Annotated in this window: 6 protein-coding genes; all 6 read left to right on the top strand. The window is 74.7% G+C overall.

The window, feature by feature from the left end; genetic code table 11:
• Positions 1-43 precede the first annotated feature (43 nt).
• Positions 44-1,837 carry a non-ribosomal peptide synthetase gene (locus tag HEK131_RS24370; protein ID WP_244337028.1) on the top strand — a complete coding sequence of 598 codons (1,794 nt, stop codon included), beginning with the start codon at positions 44-46 and terminating at the stop codon, positions 1,835-1,837.
• 62 nt (positions 1,838-1,899) lie between these two features.
• A complete protein-coding gene (locus tag HEK131_RS24365) occupies positions 1,900-6,825 on the top strand; it encodes a non-ribosomal peptide synthetase (protein WP_244337027.1) in 4,926 nt (1,641 codons plus the stop codon).
• A gap of 69 nt (positions 6,826-6,894) precedes the next feature.
• Positions 6,895-7,899 carry a TauD/TfdA family dioxygenase gene (locus tag HEK131_RS24360; RefSeq protein WP_244337026.1) on the top strand — a complete coding sequence of 335 codons (1,005 nt, stop codon included), beginning with the start codon at positions 6,895-6,897 and terminating at the stop codon, positions 7,897-7,899.
• Positions 7,896-8,903, top strand: a complete 1,008-nt coding sequence (locus HEK131_RS24355; protein WP_217461777.1) for a TauD/TfdA family dioxygenase — start codon at positions 7,896-7,898, stop codon at positions 8,901-8,903. Before HEK131_RS24360 ends, HEK131_RS24355 begins: the two co-directional genes overlap by 4 nt.
• A complete protein-coding gene (locus tag HEK131_RS24350; protein WP_244337025.1) occupies positions 8,900-13,906 on the top strand; it encodes a non-ribosomal peptide synthetase in 5,007 nt (1,668 codons plus the stop codon). Before HEK131_RS24355 ends, HEK131_RS24350 begins: the two co-directional genes overlap by 4 nt.
• The gene (locus tag HEK131_RS24345) at positions 13,903-18,849 is read left to right on the top strand and encodes a non-ribosomal peptide synthetase (RefSeq protein ID WP_244337024.1); all 4,947 of its coding nucleotides are present in this window, start codon (positions 13,903-13,905) and stop codon (positions 18,847-18,849) included. Before HEK131_RS24350 ends, HEK131_RS24345 begins: the two co-directional genes overlap by 4 nt.
• Positions 18,850-18,865 lie beyond the last annotated feature (16 nt).

Here is an 18,865-nt window from a genome sequence, read left to right as displayed (position 1 = left end):
GGCCCCGACAACCGAATCCACCCTGCAGAAGAGGAAGTCCGACGTGTCCGATCCGCGTGACCACGACCCGGCGGACCGACCGCTCTCGCTGCTGGACCTCTTCGCCCGGACCGTGGCCCGGTACCCGGACCGCCGTGCGGTGAGCGACCGGGACACCGTGCTCACGTACCGCGGACTCGACCGGCGCGCGGACGCGGTCGCCGCCCTCCTGGCCGCGCGGGGCATCGGCCCCGGCGACCGGGTCGGGCTCTGCACCGGCCGGTCCGTGGACGTGTTCACCGCCGTCCTCGGCGTGCTGAAGGCGGGTGCCGCCTACGTCGCCGTGGACGACCGCTACCCCGACAGCCGCCGTGACCTGATGCTGACCGTGAGCGGCGCGGCGGCGGTCCTCACCTCCGAGGACCGGGCGCCCCGGCTCGCCGGGCTCGGCACCCTGGTCGTCCCGCTGCCCGCCGCGTACGGCGCCGCCCCCGCCGCCGCGGCCCGGCCGGAACCTGCCGACGCGGCCTGCGTGCTGTTCACCTCCGGCTCCACCGGCACGCCCAAGGCGATCGTGCTGGAGCACCGCAACCTCGTCGCCTTCGCGCTGAACCGCGCCCTGGTCCCGCTCACCGCCGAGGACCGGGTCGGCCAGATCTCCTCGCTCTCCTTCGACCTGTTCCACTACGAGATCTGGAACACCTTCGCGGCCGGTGCCGAGGTGGTCGTGCTGCCGCCGGTGCCCGAGCTGCTGGAGGCCGGGTTCCGCGCCGAACTCACCCGGCTCGGGATCACCGCGATGCTGGTGCCCACCATGGTCGTCAACCATGTCGCCACCGAACACCCGGACGCCTTCGCCCCGTTGCGCGTCCTCCAGGTGGCCGGCGACGTGATCCTCCCGGCCGCCTGCCGGAACATCCTCGGCGGCGGTTTCACCGGCAGCCTGCACAACCTGTACGGCCCGGCCGAGAGCACCACCGCCTGCACCGCCCACCGCGTCACCGCCCGCGACGCCGAGGGGGACGCGATCCCCATCGGCCGCCCCCTCGACGGCGTCACCGCGCACGTGTTCACCGACGGCCGCCCGGCCGCCCCCGGTGAGACCGGTGAACTCCTGATCGGCGGGGCCCAGTTGGCGCGCGGCTACCTGGACGCCCCCGAGCTGACGGCGGAGCGCTTCGTCCAGGACCCCCACGGCACCAGAATCGGCCGGGTCTACCGCACCGGCGACCTGGTCCGGCTGCGCGAGGACGGGGTGCTCGACTACGTGGGCCGGGCGGACGACCAGTGCAAGATCCGCGGCTTCCGTGTGGAACTCGGCGAGGTGGAGCGGCTGATGCGCGCCCTGCCGGGGGTGCGGGACGCGGTCGTGGTGTCCGAGGGCGAGGGCACCGACCGGATGCTGGTGGCCTTCGTGGCGGGCGACGGCCCGCTGGAGGAGACCGCGGTGCGTGAGGCGGCCGAGAAGGAGCTGCCGTTCTTCATGGTCCCCGGCTCCCTGGTGATCCTTCCGGAGATACCGGCCAACCACCACGGCAAACGCGACGTGGCCGCCCTGCTCGGCCTCCTCGCCGAACGCCGCCGCGCCCGCGCCGACGAGGCACCGGCCGCCGCGCTGTCACCCACCGAGCGGTATCTCACCGGGCTGTGGGCGGAGCTGCTCGCCGAACCGGAGATCGGCCGCACCGACCACTTCTTCGAGCGCGGCGGCAACTCGCTGCTCGCCTTCCGCATGAAGATGCGCATCGCCCGCGACCTGGGCGCCGACATCAGCCACCGCACCGTGCTCGCCCACCCGGTGCTGGCCGAACTGGCCCAGGCGGTCGACACCGTCCACGCGGCCGCCGCGCAGCGGTGAGGGACGGACCTGAACCGGCGGTGCCGGCGATCTTGGGGGAGCCGATGACGGGGGAAGAGAGCATGACGGAGCCGCCGGTCCCGGTGCACGGACGCATCCTGCGGCAGGCCCGCAGCGAGCCCGGACGCGTCGCCGTGCGGGACGGCGCTCGGGAGGTGTCCTACGGCAAGCTGGACCGCCTCTCCGGCCGCCTCGCCCGGCGCCTGACCGCCCTCGGGGTGCGCCCGGAGGACCCGGTCGCGCTGTGCCTGCCCGCCGGTGCCGACGCGGTGGTCACCGTGCTCGGCGTGCTCCGCGCGGGCGGCGCCTACGTCCCCCTGGACCCGGCCTACCCGGCCGGACGCCTCCGCTACGTCCTCGCCGACACCGGCGCCCGCTGCCTGGTCACCACCCGGAACCTGCTCGCCGCCGTCGACGGCACCCCCGAGCACGTCGTGTTCCTGGAGGACGTCCTCTCGGCCGGACACGGAGATGGCGATGGATACGGGGCCGAGGACCAGCCGGGCCCCGACGTGGACGTACTGCCCGACAACGCCGCCTACGTCATCCACACCTCCGGCTCCACCGGCCGCCCCAAGGGCGTGCTCGTCCCGCACCGCGCCCTGGCCCACCATCTCCGGGCCACCGCCGGCACCTTCCGGCTGACCCCGGACGACCGGGTCATGCAGTGCCGGTCGCTGAGCTTCGACGCTTCCGTGGAGGAGATCTTCCCGGCGCTGGCCCACGGCGCCACCCTCGTCGTCCGCGCGGACGGGCTGCGCTGCACCCCGCGCGAACTCGTCGACTGGATCGAGGCGGAGGGCATCACCGTCGCCTCCCTGCCCACCGCCTTCTGGCACGCCCTGACCGAGGACGCGGACCTCCTCACCCGGCTCGCCGCCGCGCCCCTGCGGTTCGTGCTGGCCGCCGGGGAGCAGGCGGCCCGTGAGCGGCTGGCCGCGTGGAAGCGGGCCGTCGGCGAACGCGTGGAGTTCTGCAACGTCTACGGCCCGACCGAGGCCACCGTCACCACCACCGTCTACCGCACCGGGCCCGGCTGGGAGCGGGACTGTGCCGCCACCGTCCCCATCGGCCACGCCCTCCCCGGCGTCCGGGCCCGCGTCGTCGACGGCGAGCTGTACGTGGGCGGCGGGGGCGTGGCCCGCGGGTACGTGGGCCGTCCCGCGCTGACCGCCGAGCGGTTCCTGCCCGACCCGTCCGGCGAGCCGGGGGCGCGGATGTACCGCACCGGGGACCTGGTGCGCGAGCGGGCCGACGGACTGCTGGAGTTCGCGGGCCGACGGGACTTCCAGGTGAAGTTGCGGGGCTTCCGGGTGGAGCTGGGCGAGGTGGAGGCCGCGCTCGGGGCCGCGCCGGGGGTCGCGCAGGCGGTGGCGGTGGTCCGGGAGGACGAGCCGGGTGACCGCCGGCTGGTGGGGTACGTGGTGGCCGCCGGGGTCGGTCCGGCGGCGGTGCGGGAGGCGGTGGCCGAGCGGCTGCCGTCGTTCATGGTGCCGTCCGCCGTCGTGGTGCTGGACGCGCTGCCGCTGACGGTGAACGGCAAGGTCGACCGGGCCGCGCTGCCCCGGCCGCGGGTGCTGGGCGCGGGCGTGGAACGGGCGCTGACCGAGGACGAGTCGGCGCTGTGCCGGCTGTTCGCGGAGGTGCTGGGCGCGGACGAGGTGGGTCCGGACGACGACTTCTTCGCGCTCGGCGGGCACTCCCTGCTGGCGACCCGTCTGGTCAACCGGGTCCGGGCCGCGCTCGGCCGGGAGCTCCCGATCGCCGCCGTCTTCGAGGCGTCCACCCCCGCCGACCTCGCCGTACGGCTGGCCGGGGCGCCCCCGGCCGGGCCCGGCCTGGTGCCGCGCGAGCGGCCCGCGGAGCCCCCGTTGTCGTACGCCCAGCGGCGGCTGTGGTTCCTCAACAGCCTCGAAGGGCCCAAGCCCGTCTACAACGTCCCCTACGCGCTCGGCCTCACCGGACCGCTGGACGCGTCCGCGCTGCACCGGGCCCTGCTGGACGTGCTGGCCCGCCACGAGAGCCTGCGCACCGTCCTCCCCGGCGATCTGGGCGAGCCCTACCAGCAGGTGCTCGCACCCGAGGAGGTGCTGCCGGAGCTGGCCGCCGAGGACGTGGACGCCGGTCAGGTGGCCGCCGAGCGGGACGCGTTCGCCGGACGTGCCTTCGACGTCTCCTTCGAACCCCCTCTGCGGGCAAGGCTGTTGCGCGTCGGCCCGGAGGAGCACCACCTGCTGCTCGTCCTGCACCACATCGCCGTCGACGGACTCTCCGTACGTCCGCTCGCCGCCGACCTCGCCGAGGCGTACCGCGCCCGCGTCAAGGGTGACGCCCCGGACTGGACCCCGCTGCCGGTGCAGTACGCCGACCACGCCCTCTGGCAGCGCGACGCGCTCGGCGACCCGTCCGATCCCGGCAGTACCGCCGGCCGCTGCCTCGCCCACTGGCGGGACCGGCTGGCCGGACTGCCCGACCACCTGGAGCTGCCCACCGACCGGCCCCGCCCGGCCCGCGCCAGCCACAGCGGCGGCATCGTGCCGTTCGGGCTGGACGCCGGCACCCACCGGCTGGTCGCCGACCTGGCCCGGCGGCTGCGCGCCACCCCGTTCATGGTCGTGCACGCCGCGCTGGCCGCGCTGCTCACCCGTATCGGCGCGGGCACCGACACCGTCCTCGGCACCCCGGTGGGCGGCCGCGCCGAGCACGAACTCGACGATGCCGTGGGCTTCTTCGTCAACACCCTGGTGCTGCGCACCGACACCGGCGGCGACCCGTCCTTCGCGGACCTGGTGCGCCGGGCCCGCGACACCGACCTGGCCGCCTACGCCCACCAGGCGCTCCCCTTCGAGCTGCTGGTGGAGGCGCTGCGGCCGCCCAGGTCACTGGGCCGCCACCCGCTCTTCCAGACCATGCTCGTCTTCGAGGACAGCCGCCGGGCCGTCTTCGAACTGGACCGGGTCCGCGTCGAGACGACCGAACTGCGGCTGCCCGTCTCCCGGTTCGACCTCGTCTTCGGCTTCACCGAGGAGTTCGCCCCGGACGGCGGCCCCGCCGGGCTGCGCGGCACGCTGGAGTACAGCACCGACCTGTTCGACCCGGTCACCGCCGAACGGCTCACGGGCCGCCTGTGCGCCCTGCTGCGCGACGCCGTCACCGACCCCGGCCGCCCGCTGAGCCGCCTCGCGGTGCTGCCCGACACCGAGCGCGCCCTGCTGCGGACGCTGTCGACCGGGGCCACCGGCACCCGGACCACCCCGGTCCTCGACGCGTTCGCCGCCCAGGTCCGCCGACGTCCGGACGCCGTCGCCGTACGCCATGAGGGCACCGCCCTCAGCTACGCGCAGCTCGACGCCCGCAGCAACCGGCTCGCCCGGCTGCTGCGGGAGCGCGGCGCCGGGCAGGACTCGGTGGTGGCGCTGGCGATGCCGCGCTCGCTGGAGTTCGTGGTCACGCTGCTCGCCGTGGTCAAGGCGGGTGCCGCGTATCTGCCGGTCGACCCCGAGCACCCGGCCGACCGCATCCGCTTCATGGTCGAGGACGCCGCCCCGGTGTGCGTGGTGGCCTCGGCCGAGGTGGCGAGACTGCTGGCGCCGGGTACGGCGACGGTCCCCATGGACCCGGACCTGGACGGCTACGACGACGCGCCCGTCACCCACCCCGGCGGCCTCGCCCCCGGCCGGCTGCTGTACGTCATCTACACCTCCGGCTCCACCGGCCGCCCCAAGGCGGTCGAGTTCCCCGTGGACGCGTTCGAGAACCTGCTCGCCTGGCACGCCCGGGTCATCGGGGACCGGCCGGGCGTGGTGACCGCGCAGTTCGCCTCGCTCGGCTTCGACCCCGCGCCGCAGGAGATCCTCTCGGCGCTGGGCTCCGGCAAGACCCTCGCCGTACCCCGCGAGGAGGTGCGGCGCAGTCCGGCCGACCTGGTCCGCTGGATGGCGCGGGAGAACGTGGCCGAACTCTTCGCGCCCACGGCCGTCGTCCACGGCCTCTGCGAGGAGGCCCTGGAGCAGGGGCTCGGCCTGCCCGCCCTCACCGATGTCGCCCAGGGCGGCGAGCCCCTCACCGTCAGCCCCGCCATGCGCCGCTTCTTCGGCACCGGCCGCCGGCTGCACAACCTCTACGGCCCCACCGAGACCCACGCCGCCACCGCCCACCTCCTCGACGGCGACGCCGCCCACTGGCCCGCCACCTCGCCCATCGGGGTCCCGCTCGACCACCTCACCTGCCATGTCCTGGACGCCCGCCTCGCCCCCGTACCGCTCGGCAGCGAGGGCGAGTTGTTCGTGGGCGGCGCCGGGGTGGCCCGCGGGTACGCGGGGCGGCCGGGGCTGACGGCGGAGCGGTTCGTGCCCGACCCCTTCGGGGAGCCGGGGTCGCGGATGTACCGCACCGGGGACGTGGTGCGGTACCGCCCGGACGGTCTGCTGGAGTTCGTCGGGAGACGGGACTTCCAGGTGAAGCTGCGGGGCTTCCGGGTGGAACTGGGCGAGGTGGAGGCCGCGCTGAGTGCCGCGCCGGGGGTCGGCCAGGCGGTCGCGGTGGTCCGGGAGGACGAGCCGGGGGACCGCCGGCTGGTGGGGTACGTGGTCCCCGCCGAGGCCGACGTCAAGGCGGTCCGGGAAGCGGTCGCCGCCCGGCTGCCGTCCTTCATGCTGCCGTCCGCCGTGGTCGCGCTGGACGCGCTGCCCCTGACGGTGAACGGCAAGGTCGACCGGGCCGCGCTGCCCCGCCCGCGGGTCGTGGGCGGCGGACTGGACGCGGGCCGGGTGCTCTCCGGGGACGAGGCCGAGCTGTGCCGCCTCTTCGCCGAGGTGCTGGGCGCCGACCAGGTCGGTCCGGACGACGACTTCTTCGCGCTCGGCGGGCACTCCCTGCTGGCGACCCGTCTGGTCAACCGGGTCCGGGCCGCGCTCGGCCGGGAGGTCCCGATCGCCGCCGTCTTCGAGGCCCCCACCCCCGCCGCCCTCGCCGTACGGCTGAGCTGACTTCCCGCACACCCGCGCCGGGCTCTTCGACGCCCGCCCTTGTTCGACATGCCGTGATTCGGAGGAACTGTGTCTACCATTTCCCGCCGTCGCGCACGCGGTGGCTCCGTCGAGGTGGACGACGCCTGGCAGGGCCGCACCCTCCCCGCCCTGGTGCGGGGCGACTCCACCACCGACCTGACCGCCTGGCTGGCCGCCAACCGGGCCACCGTGGACCGCCTCGCCCACCGGGCCGGCGCCGTCCTCTTCCGTGGCTTCGGCATCGACACCCCGGAGAAGTTCCGGGCGTTCATGGAGGCCCTCTCCACCGACGTACTCGGCTACGGCGAGCGCTCCTCACCCCGGCACGAGGTCACCGAGGGCGTCTACACCTCCACCGACCACCCCGCCGACCAGCACATCGCCCTGCACAACGAGCAGTCGTACACGCTGGACTGGCCGCTCAGGATCGTCTTCTCCTGCCAGCGCGAGGCCACCTCGGGCGGGCGTACCCCGCTCGCCGACAGCAGGCGGATCCTCGGCCGGCTCTCCGAGGCCACCGTCGAGCGGTTCCGCGAGCGCGGGGTGCGCTACGTGCGCAACTACGTGCCCGGCATCAGCCTCACCTGGCAGGAGGCGTTCCAGACCGAGCGGCGTGAGGAGGCCGAGGCGTACTGCGAGCGCAACGGCATCTCCTGGTCCTGGGTCGACGGCGACCAACTGCGCACCTGGCAGAGCAGGCCCGCGATCCACCGCCATCCGCTCACCGGCGACGAGACCTGGTTCAACCACGCCCTCTTCTTCCACAACTCCACCCTCCCCGAGGAGGTCGGCGACGGCCTGCTGTCGGCGCTGGGCGAGGAGAACCTGCCGTACCACACCTACTACGGCGACGGGCAGCGCATCGAGGACGAGGTGGTCGAGGAGATCCGCACCGCCCACACCGGGGAGACCGTCGGCTTCGACTGGCGGCAGGGAGACGTCCTGGTGGTGGAGAACATGCTCTGCGCGCACGGCCGCGAGCCGTTCGAGGGACCGCGCCGGATCCTCGCCGCCATGGCCGACCCCCGCTCCGCCGCGGACGGTGGGCGATGAGCGTGGGACCCGTACGGCGCGCCCGCCGCACCACCGTCGAACCCGTGACCACGTCCTTCCTGGACGGTGACTTCGGGATGGTCGTCGAGTCCCGGTTCCCCGAACTGGACCTGGTCGGCCATCTCACCGCCAACCGCGAGCAGGTCACCGAGCACCTCGACCGGCACGGCGCCGTGCTCTTCCGGGGCTTCAAGGTGCCGGACCCGGACCACTTCGGCCGCGCCGCCCGCGTCGTCGGCCCCGAACTGCTCGGCTACCTGGAGCGGGCCGCGCCGCGCAACGAGGTCGCCGACAAGGTCTTCACCTCCACGGAGTTCGCCTCCGACCAGACCATCCCGCTGCACCACGAGATGTCGTACTCCCACAACTGGCCCAGCAGGCTGTACTTCTACTGCGACCTGCCCGCCGAGACCGGCGGCGCCACCCCGCTCGCCGACGAGCGGAAGGTCACCCCGCTGATCCCGGCCGAGGTCCGCGAGCGCTTCCAGCGGCACGGCGTGCTCTACGTCCGCAACTACGGCGACGCCCTCGACCTGCCCTGGCACGAGGTGTTCCAGAGCACCGACCGGGCCGACGTGGAGGCGTACTGCCGTCAGTCGGCCACCGGCTTCGAGTGGACCGGCGACGGCGGCCTGCGCACCCGCGCGGTCCGCCAGGTCACCGCCCGGCACCCGCGCACCGGCGAGGAGGTGTGGTTCAACCACCTCCACCTCTTCCACTCCTCCAACATGCCGCCCGAGGTGCGCGAGGCACTCCTGCGCGAGTACGGCCCCGAGGGCCTGCCGCGCAACGTCTACTACGGCGACGGCACCCCCATCGAGGACGAGGTCGCCGCCTTGATCCGCGGGCTGTACGAGGAGGCTGCCGTCTCCTTCCCGTGGCGGCGCGGCGACGTGCTGATGGTGGACAACTTCCTCGCCACCCACGGCCGCGCCCCCTTCACCGGCGAACGCCGCACCCTCGTCGCCATGTCCGACCTCTACGTGAATCGAGACGTCCTGTGACCACGGTCGACAGTTACCGGCTCTCCGCCCAGCAGCGGCGGCTGTGGGCCGACGCCCCGAAGGAGCGCGTCACCGCGCGGGTCCGCCTCGCCGGGCCCCTGGACCCCGAGCGGCTGCGCGCCGCCGTCGCCGCGCTCGTCGCCCGGCACGAGACGCTGCGCCTCGACATCGGCGACCTCACCGGCACCGGGCTGCCCGTGCAGGTCGTCCGCGACGACGCCACCGCCGACGTGCACCCGGCCGACGGCGCCCCGGACGGCGAGGCCCCCGACGGCGAGGCCCCGCTGCGGGTCGTGCACGGGCCGGCCGAACTGGTCCTGGACGCCTCGGCGCTGATCGCCGACCCCGAGAGCCTGCGCGTCCTGCTCACCGAGCTCGCCGCCTGCTACGGCGGCGCCGCCCCGGTGGAGGACGAGGACCGCACCCAGTTCCTGGACGTCGTGGAGTGGCAGAGCGAGCAGGACCGCGCCGACCTGCCCGCCGACCCCGCCGCCCTGACCGCGCTCACCCTGCCCGCCCAGGCCCCCGGCGCCGCCGGGAGCGAGCCGGTGGGGGAGTACCGCGCCGAATGCCCCGCCCCCGACGGCGACACGGAGGCCCGCGCCCTGGCCGCCTGGGTCACCGCGCTCGGCCGGTACGCCGACGCCGGGACCCTGGCCCTCGCCGTCGACGACGACGGCCGGTCCGTGGACGGCACCCAGGGCGTCGTCGGCCCGCTCGCCGCCCCCGTCCGCTGCGAGGTCCCCCGCGCCCTCACCGCCGAGGCCGCCGCCGGACTGCTCGCCGCGATCCGTGCCCGCAGCCTGCGGGTCACCCCGCTGGACCACCCCGTGGCCGCGTCCTTCGCCCACGTCACCGCCGCCGACCCCGGCCCGCTCGCCCCCCTCGGCGCCACCGGGGCCACGCTCGACGCGCCCCGCCCCGAGGCCCCGCTGCACCTGACCTGCACCCGCGACGGCTCCACCCTGCGCCTCGCCCTGCACGCCGACCCCGCCGTGGCCGACCCGGCCGCCGCCGCTCTGCTGCTCGGCGCCGTCACCGCCCAGCTCACCGGCGGCCGCCCCGAGGACGCCGAGGCCGCGCTGCTGGCCGGGTGGGAGGGCACCGCCGTCCCCCTCGGCGAGCGCACCCTGCTCGGCCTGCTGGACGCGGGCGTCACCGGCGCCGACCCCGCGCGCACCGCCGTCGCCGCCCCCGACGCCACCCTGACCTTCGGCGAACTCGACGCCGCCGCCGCCTCGGTGACCGCACACCTGCGGGAACACGGCGTCGGCCCCGGTGACCGCGTCGTCGTCCTCGGCGAACGCTCCGCCGTCACCGTCGCCGCCTTCCTCGGCGTGCTGCGCGCCGGAGCCGTGTACGTCCCGCTCGACCCGGCCCACCCGGCGCCCTGGCTGCGCCGCCTCGCCACCACCGTGGACGCGGCCCTCGCCGTCGCTCCCAAGGGCTCCGCCGCCCTGCGCGGCCTCGTCGGCACCCTGCCCACCCTCGAACTCGACGCGCTCCCCGCCACCGGCACCGCCGCCGAACCGCACCCGGCCGGCCCCGGCGACCCGGCGTACGTCATCTTCACCTCCGGTTCCACCGGCACCCCCCGCCCGGTCGTCGTCGAACACGGCAGCGCCGCCCACCTCTTCGACGCCCTCGAAGCCACCGTGTACGCGGACGCCCCCGAGGACCTGACGGTCGCCGTCAACGCCTCCTTCGGCTTCGACGCCTCCATGAAGCAGCTCGTCCAGCTCGCCGCCGGGCGCTCCCTGTGCCTGGTCTTGGAGGAGACCCGGCGCGACGTGCCCGCGCTGCTGCGCGAACTCGCCGACCGGGGCGCCGACGTGCTCGACTGCACCCCCTCCCACCTGCGGCTCGTCCTCGACCACCGGGAGAGCGGCCAGCGCCTGCCCGGCCTGCTGCTGATCGGCGGCGAGCCGCTGGACGCCGAGCTGTGGCAGCGGGCAGCCACGCTGGAGGGCGTACGCGCCTTCAACGTCTACGGGCCCACCGAGTGCACCGTCGACGTCACCGCCGCCCCCGTCACGCCGGACGGGGGACCCTCCGTCGGCCGCCCCCTGCCCGGCTTCCGGGTGCGGGTGCTGGACGCCGAGGGGCGGCCGGTGCCGCCCGGCATGCCCGGCGAACTGTTCGTCACCGGGCCGCAGGTGGCGCGCGGCTACTGGGGGGACCCGGAGGCCACCGCCGCCCGCTTCACGACCGTGGACGGCGTACGCGGCTACCGCACCGGCGACCGGGTGCGCTTCCTGCCCGACGGCCGCATCGCCCACCTCGGGCGCGCCGACGGACAGCTCAAGATCAACGGCTATCGGGCCGAGCCCGCCGAGATCGCCGCCGTGCTCGCCCAGCACCCGGCCGTCGGCCAGGCCGTGGCCGACTGGCGGGTGGACGAGACGGCCGGCACCGGCACCCTCGTCGGCTACGCCGTGCCCCGCCGCACGGCCGGGCGCCCGCTGAACGTCGAGGACATCGCCGGGATCAACCCGCACGAGACCCGCTACCTGTTCGACGAGATCTTCGTCCAGCAGACCTATCTGCGCGGCGGGATCACCCTGCGCGAGGACGCGGTCGTCGTGGACGTCGGCGCCAACATCGGCATGTTCTCGCTCTTCGTGGACCGGGCCTGCCCCGGCGCCCGCATCCTGGCCTTCGAGCCGCTGCCCGAGGCCCACGCCCGGCTCACCGAGAACCTCCGCCACCGCACCGGCCCCACCGAGGTCTTCGGCTTCGGCCTCTCCGACCGCGAGCAGTCGGCCGCGTTCACCGTCTACCCCGGCTACTCCATGATGTCCGGCCAGGCCGAGTACGCCGACCCCGCGGCCGAGATCGCGCTCGTCCAGACCTTCCTGGAGAACCGGCGCGACGACGAACTCCTCGGCGAGGTCTCCGAGATCCTCGCCGAGCGCTTCACCCCGCGCGAGGAACAGGCCCGGCTGCGCCGGCTGTCCGACGTGCTCACCGAGACCGGGGTCGACCGGATCGACCTGCTGAAGATCGACGTGCAGCGCGCCGAGTGGGACGTATTGCGCGGCCTGGACGACGCGCACCTCGCCCGGGTCCAGCAGATCGCCATGGAGGTCCACGACGACACCGGCGCCGCCCCGCACGGACGGCTCGCCGAGATCGCCGGGCACCTGCGCGGACACGGCTTCGAGGTGTTCTGGGAACAGGACGAACTCCTCACGAGCACCGACCGGTTCACCCTGTGCGCGGTCCGTCCCGAGTACCGTGACGACCCCCGCCCGGCCGCCGAACCGCCCGTCGCCGTGCCGGACGCCGCCCTGCTGCGCCAGTGGCTCGCCCAGCGGCTGCCCGAACCCCTCGTCCCGGCCACCGTGGTCCTGCTGGACGCCCTCCCGCTCACCGTCAACGGCAAGATCGACCGCGCCGCGCTCCCCGCGCCCGAGCGGCCCCGCACCACCGCCCAGCCCGCCACCGCCACCGAACGCGCCCTCATCGGCATCTGGGAGGAGGTGCTCGGCCGGGAGAACATCGGCGTCGACGACAACTTCTTCGCCATCGGCGGCGACTCCATCCGCGCCATCCGGATGCGCGCCGCCGCCGTGAAGGCGGGCCTGTCCTTCCCGCTGCGGGACGTGTTCCGCAACCAGACCGTCCGCGCCCTCGCCGCGGGCATCGAGGGCACCCAGGCCGCGGAACCGGCAGCGGGGGCGCCCTTCGCCCTGCTCGACCCGGCCGACCGGGCGCTGGTCCCGGCGGGCGTGAGCGACGCCTACCCGCTCACCGCCCTGCAGCTCGGCATGGTCTACCTCGGCGAACTCTCCGAGGGCGACGGCCACGCCTACCACGTGGTCACCGTCGACACCGTCCGAGGCCCCTGGGCGCCGGAGGCGCTCGCCGCGGCCGCCGAGGACCTCACCGCCGCGCACGACATCCTGCGCACCTCCTTCGACCTGGCCGCGTTCAGCCGGCCCATGCAGCTCGTGCACGAGCGGGCCACCGTGCCCGTGCGCACCGAGGACCTCACCGCGCTTCCCGAACAGGAGCGGGCGCGCCGGGTGCGCGAGGTCGTGGACGCACAGAAGGCCACCCCGTTCGACTGGCGCGCCCCCATGCTGCGCCTGCACGCCCTGCGCACCGGCAAGGACACCTACGAGCTGGTGCAGACCCACTTCCACGGTGTGCTGGACGGCCTCAGCCTGCACCTGATGACCAGCGAACTGCTGGCCCGCCTCGACCACCACCGCACCGGCACCCCGGCCCCCCGGTCCGCCCCCGTGCTGCCCTACCGGCACCACGTCGAGGCCGAGCTCGCCGCCCGCGAGGACACCGGCACCCGCGCCTTCTGGCGCGACACCCTGGACGGCGTGCACCCGCTGCGGCTCGCCGGGGAACACGTCCCCGCCATCGGCGTCTCCCGCGTGCTGGAACCCGCCGGAGCCACCGCCGACGCGCTGGACGCGGCCGCGCGCCGGGCCGGGGTGCCGGTGAAGTCGCTGCTGCTCGCCGCGCACGTCCGCGCCCTGGCCGCCGCCTTCGGCACCGACGGCTCCGGCGAGGTCGTCACCGGTCTGGTGGTCAGCGCCCGCCCCGCCGAGGAGGGCGGCGACCGCACCCTCGGCCTGTTCCTCAACACCCTTCCCGTCCGCACCGACCCCGGCGCCCCCGAACTGGCCGCCCGGCTCTGGGAGTACGAGCAGTCACTCATGGGCCACCATCTGCTGCCGCTCGCCGACATCCAGCAACTCGCTGCCACGGGACCCCTGTTCGACTCCTTCTTCAACTTCACCCGCTTCACCGGCATCGCCCCCGCCACGGACGGCTCCCGCGTGGTCTCCGAGCACGACGACACAGTGGACGTCGGATTCGCCCTCGCCTCCAACGCCGACCTCGGCCCCGCGGGCGCCCGGCTCGTCGTGCAGTACGACGCGGCCGCGCTGAGCGCCGAGCGGATCGACGCCTACGCCGACCGGCTGCGCGCCGAGGTCGAGGCACTGGCAGCACACCGGGACAGCACGGAGGACGCCCGATGACCATCGTTCCGCGCCACACCCGCCGCCGTACCCCCGCCGCCGCACCCGAGGACGCCCACGGCCCGGACCGGCCGCTGTCCCTGCCGCAGCAGCAGCTCTGGTTCATGGACCGCGTCCAGCCCGGCGGCTCGCTCTACAACCTGCCCGTCGTGCTGCGGCTGCGCGGCGCCCTCGACCTCGGGGTGCTCCAGCGCTGCCTGCGCGACATCGTCACCCGGCACGAGGTGCTGCGCACCCGCTTCCCCGACCGCGACGGTGTCCCCGTGCAGGTCACCACGGCCGGCGCCCATGTGCCGCTGCCCGTGCACGACCTGTCCGCCGCCCCCGTCGACGAGCGCGAGGAACTGCTGCGCAAGCTCGTCACCGAGGAGACGCACGCCCCCTTCGACCTCGCCGAGGGTCCGGTCCTGCGGGCCGCCCTGGTGCGTGCCGGGGCCACCGACCACGTGCTGGTGCTCACCTTCCACCACATCGTCTTCGACGGCTCCTCCTGCGGCGTCCTCCTCGCCGAACTGGGCGAGCTGTACACCGCGCACACCGAGGGCCGCGAGCCCGGACTGCCCACGCTGACCGTCCAGTACGCCGACTACGCCGAGCGCAGCCGCACCGCCGACGTCGGAAGCCAACTGCGGTACTGGCAGGAGCGGTTCGCCACCCCGCCGCCCACCCTTCAGCTCCCGGCGGACCGACCCAGGCCCGCCGTGCAGAGCTACCAGGGCGCCGCTGCCCCCTTCGAGGTGGGCCCGGAACTCACCTCCGCCGTGGAGCGGCTGGCGGAGGAGGAGGGTGTCACCCCGTTCGCCGTCATGCTGTCCGCCTTCTTCGTGCTGCTCGCCCGCTACACCGGCCAGCACGACCTGGCCGTCGGTGTGCCCGTCGTCCGCCGCCCCGAACCCGACCTCGACCCGCTGATCGGCTGCTTCGTCAACACCCTGGCGATCCGCGCCGACGTGGACCCCGCCGCCGGGTTCCGCCCGCTGCTCGCGCGGGTCGCCGAGTCGGTGTACGCGGCCTTCGAGAACATGGAGGTCCAGTTCGACGACGTGGTCCGGGTGGTCGAGCCCGAACGCGACCCCAGCTACTCCCCGCTGGTGCAGGCCAGCTTCGGCATGCTGGCGGCCGGGCAGACCGGCGAGCTGACCCTGCCGGGGCTCACCGCGGAGCTGCTGGAGGACGAGCGGCTCACCTCCAAGTTCGACCTGAGCCTCGACCTCATCCAGAAGGGCGACGGCTTCCAGGGCGAACTGGAGTACGCGACCGACCTCTTCGACGCCGCCACCATGCGCCGCGCCGCCGGACACTGGCTCCGCCTCCTGACCGAGCTGGTCGCCGCGCCCGACGCCCCCGTGGCCACCGTGCCCCTGCTCACCCCCGAGGAGGAGCACCGCCAGCTACGCGCCTGGAACGACACAGCGTTCCCGGTCGGCGAAGAGCCCACCATGCACGCCCTGTTCGAGGCGCAGGTCGCCCGCACCCCGGACGCGCCCGCCGTGGTCAAGGGCGAGGACCGGCTGACCTACGCCGAACTCGACCGCCGCGCCAACCGGCTCGCCCATCTGCTCCGGCGGCGCGGGGTGCGCGCGGAGACCCCGGTCGGCGTCTGCATGGAACGCGGCGTGGACACCGTCGTCGCCTTCCTCGGCGTGCTCAAGTCGGGCGGCGTGTACGTGCCGCTCGACCCCGAGTACCCGCGCGAGCGGCTGGAGTACATGCTGGCGCACGCGGCCGTACCTCTGGTCGTGACCACCACCGACACCCTGCGCGACCTGCCCCCGGTCCAGGGCGCCCTGCTGCTGGACGAGGAGGCCGAACTGCTGGCCGGCCTGCCCGGCACCGCGCCGGACGCCGAGGCCGGCCCGGACAACCTGTCCTGCATGTTCTACACCTCGGGCTCCACCGGCACCCCGAAGTGCGCCATGGTCACGCACGCCAACTACGTGAACTACTTCCGCTTCTGGGAGTCCGCCTACCTGGGCGGCCACCCGATGCGCTCGCACCTGCAGATGACGAGCTTCGCCTTCGACATCTTCATCGCCGACGCCACCCGCGCCCTGTTCAGCGGCGCCAAGCTGGTCGTCGTCCCGCACGAGACGGTCATGTCCCCGCCGGACCTGTACCGGCTGATGGTGGCGGAGGACGTCAACAGCGCCGAGTTCATCACCCCCATCCTGGCCGCGCTCGTCGACCACCTGGAGGAGACCGGCGCCGACCTGTCCTTCCTGGACCTGCTCGTCGCGGGCAGCGACATCTGGTACGCGCGGGACTACATGCGGGTGCGCACCCTGTGCCGCCCCGACACCCAGATCGTCGCCGCGTACGGGCTCAGCGAGACCGCCATCGACAACGCCACCCTGGCCCGCGCGGAGGTCCCCGAGGTCATCGAGGGCATCGTCCCGATCGGCCGCCCCACCGGCAACAACCAGGTCTACGTCCTCAACGACCGCCTCCAGCCCCAGCCCGTCGGCGTGCCCGGCGAGCTGTACGTCGGCGGGGCCGGCGTCGGCCGCGGCTACCACCGGGACGCCTCCCGCACCGCCCAGCGCTATCTGCCCGACCCGTTCTCCGCCGAGCCCGGCGCCCGGCTCTACCGCTCCGGCGACCTCGCCCGGTACCGGCCCGACGGCGTGCTGGAGATCCTCGGCCGGATCGACAACCAGGTGAAGGTCAACGGCTTCCGCATCGAACTGGGCGAGATCGAGTCCGTGCTGCGCGCCCACCCGGACGTGGACAACGCCGTCGTGGTCGTCCACACCGCGAGCGGCACCGGGGAGACCCGCCTGGTCGGCTACGTCACGTTCGTGTCCGCCGCCCGCCCCGACCTCACCCCCTACCTGGTCGACCGGCTCCCCGCCTACATGCTGCCCTCGGTGCTCGTCACCCTGGACGAGATGCCGCTGAACGCCAACGGCAAGATCAACCGGCGTGCGCTGCCCGAACCCGCCTCCGCCGCCGGAGGCGCCACCGCGCGCGGCGGTGCGCCCCGGACCCCGGTGGAGGAGATCCTCGCCGGGATCTGGGCCGAGGTGCTGGGGCTCACCGAGGTGGGCCGGTCGGACAACTTCTTCGCCCTGGGCGGAAGTTCGCTGCTGATGACCCAGGTCGTCTCCCGGATGCGCCGGGTGCTCGGCCGGGACGTGCCGCTGCGCGTCCTCTACCAGCACCCGACCGTGGCCGCCCTCGCCGCCGAGCTGGCCCGCGCGGGCGACGGCCGCGAGGAACGCCCCGTCACCCCGGTCCCCCGGGACCCCGCCGGGCACCCGCTCTCCTACGCCCAGGAACAGCTCTGGTTCCTCGACCGGCTCGGCGAGGGCGACGTCAGCTACAACGTCCCCGAGACGCTCCGGCTGCGCGGCCCGCTCGACACCGAAGCCCTCGCCGCCGCCCTCCAGGCGCTCGCCGACCGCCACGAGGCGCTGCGCACGGTGTACGTACGCGGCACCGCCGGGCGTCCCGTGCAGCTCGTGCGGGACACGGTGAGCGTGCCGCTCAAGCGCGCCGACCTCTCCGGCCTGGACGCCACCACCCGCGACGCCGCCGTACGCGAGCTGATCCGCGCCGACGAACTCCTCCCCTTCGACCTGGAGCACGGCCCGCTGATCCGGGCCACCCTGGTCGCCACCGGCGAGGACGAGCACCTGCTCCTGCTCGGCCAGCACCACATCGCCACCGACGGCTGGTCCTTTGGCGTGCTGCTGCGGGAGCTGTCCGAGCTGTACACCGCGCACACCGAGGGCCGCCCGGCCGACCTCGCCCCGCTGCCCCTCCAGTACGCCGACTTCGCGGTCTGGCAGCGCGACTGGCTGGACGGCGAGGAGGGCCGCAGGGGCCTCGCGCACTGGCGGGAACGGCTCGCCGGTGCCCCCGCCACCACCACGCTGCCCCTGGACCGGCCCCGCACCCCCGCCGTCACCCGCGCGGGCGCCTCCGTCGCCTTCACCGTCCCCGACGATGTGTACGCCGCGCTGCGCGCCTACGGCCGTGAGCGCGGCGCCACCCTGTTCATGACGCTGCTCGCCGCCTTCGACGTCCTCCTCGCCCGCTCCGGCGGCGACACGGAACTCGTCGTCGGCACGCCCGCCTCGGGCCGGACCCGCGTCGAACTCGAGCCGGTGCTCGGCTTCTTCACCAACGTGCTCGCACTGCGCACCCGTGTCGACGACGACCCCGTCTTCGCCGACCTGCTCACCCGCGTCCGGGACACCGCGCTCGACGGCTACGCCCACCAGGACGTGCCCTTCGAGCGCGTGGTGGAGGAGCTGCGCCCGCGCCGCGACCTCGGCCACAACCCCGTGTTCCAGGTGGTGTTCTCGCTCGACGACGCGGGCGGCGACGCCCTCGGCCTGCCCGGCGTCACCGCCGAGGAGGTGCGGCCGGCCTACAGCACCGCCAAGTTCGACCTGGAACTGATGCTGGAGCAGCGCGACGGCACCCTGGGCGGCACCTTCACCTACCGCACCGACCTGTTCGACGCGGCCACCGTCGAGACGCTGTGCGCGGCCTGGCTGCGCCTGCTCGGGCAGCTCGCGGCGGACACCGGGCGCCGGATCTCGGCGTACGAACTGCCGGAACTGGACGCGCTCGGCACGGCGCCCGAGGCCCCGGCGGCACACGCGCCCGCCCCGGTGACGGGACTGCCGGGGCCGGACGGGGAACTGCTGGGCCGGGTGCTGGGCGCGCTGTGGGCCGAGGTGCTGCTCACCGACGCAGCACCGGACCCAGGGGACGACTTCTTCGTCCTCGGCGGCCACTCGCTGCTGGTCACCCAGGTCACCTACGGCATCGAGGACCTGCTCGGCCTCGCCGTGCCCGTGCGGGCGCTCTTCGAGAACCCGACGCTGGGCGCGTTCACCGCCGAGGTGGGCCGGCGCGCCGCCGAGGAGGGCGGGGCGGAGGGGACCGGGGAGTTCGCGGCGCGGCTGCGCGTCCTGGCCGAGCAGATCTGACCGCCCGACCGGGCGG

Origin of the sequence: Streptomyces seoulensis (assembly GCF_022846655.1) — a bacterium.
Lineage (GTDB): Bacteria > Actinomycetota > Actinomycetes > Streptomycetales > Streptomycetaceae > Streptomyces.
This window is presented reverse-complemented; position numbering and strand designations above follow the sequence as displayed.

Excerpts from the sequence above, each read along its gene's own strand:
- HEK131_RS24365 (WP_244337027.1), top strand. The coding sequence starts at position 1,900 with ATGACGGAGCCGCCGGTCCCGGTGCACGGACGCATCCTGCGGCAGGCC.
- HEK131_RS24355 (WP_217461777.1), top strand. The coding sequence starts at position 7,896 with ATGAGCGTGGGACCCGTACGGCGCGCCCGCCGCACCACCGTCGAACCC.
- HEK131_RS24345 (WP_244337024.1), top strand. The coding sequence starts at position 13,903 with ATGACCATCGTTCCGCGCCACACCCGCCGCCGTACCCCCGCCGCCGCA.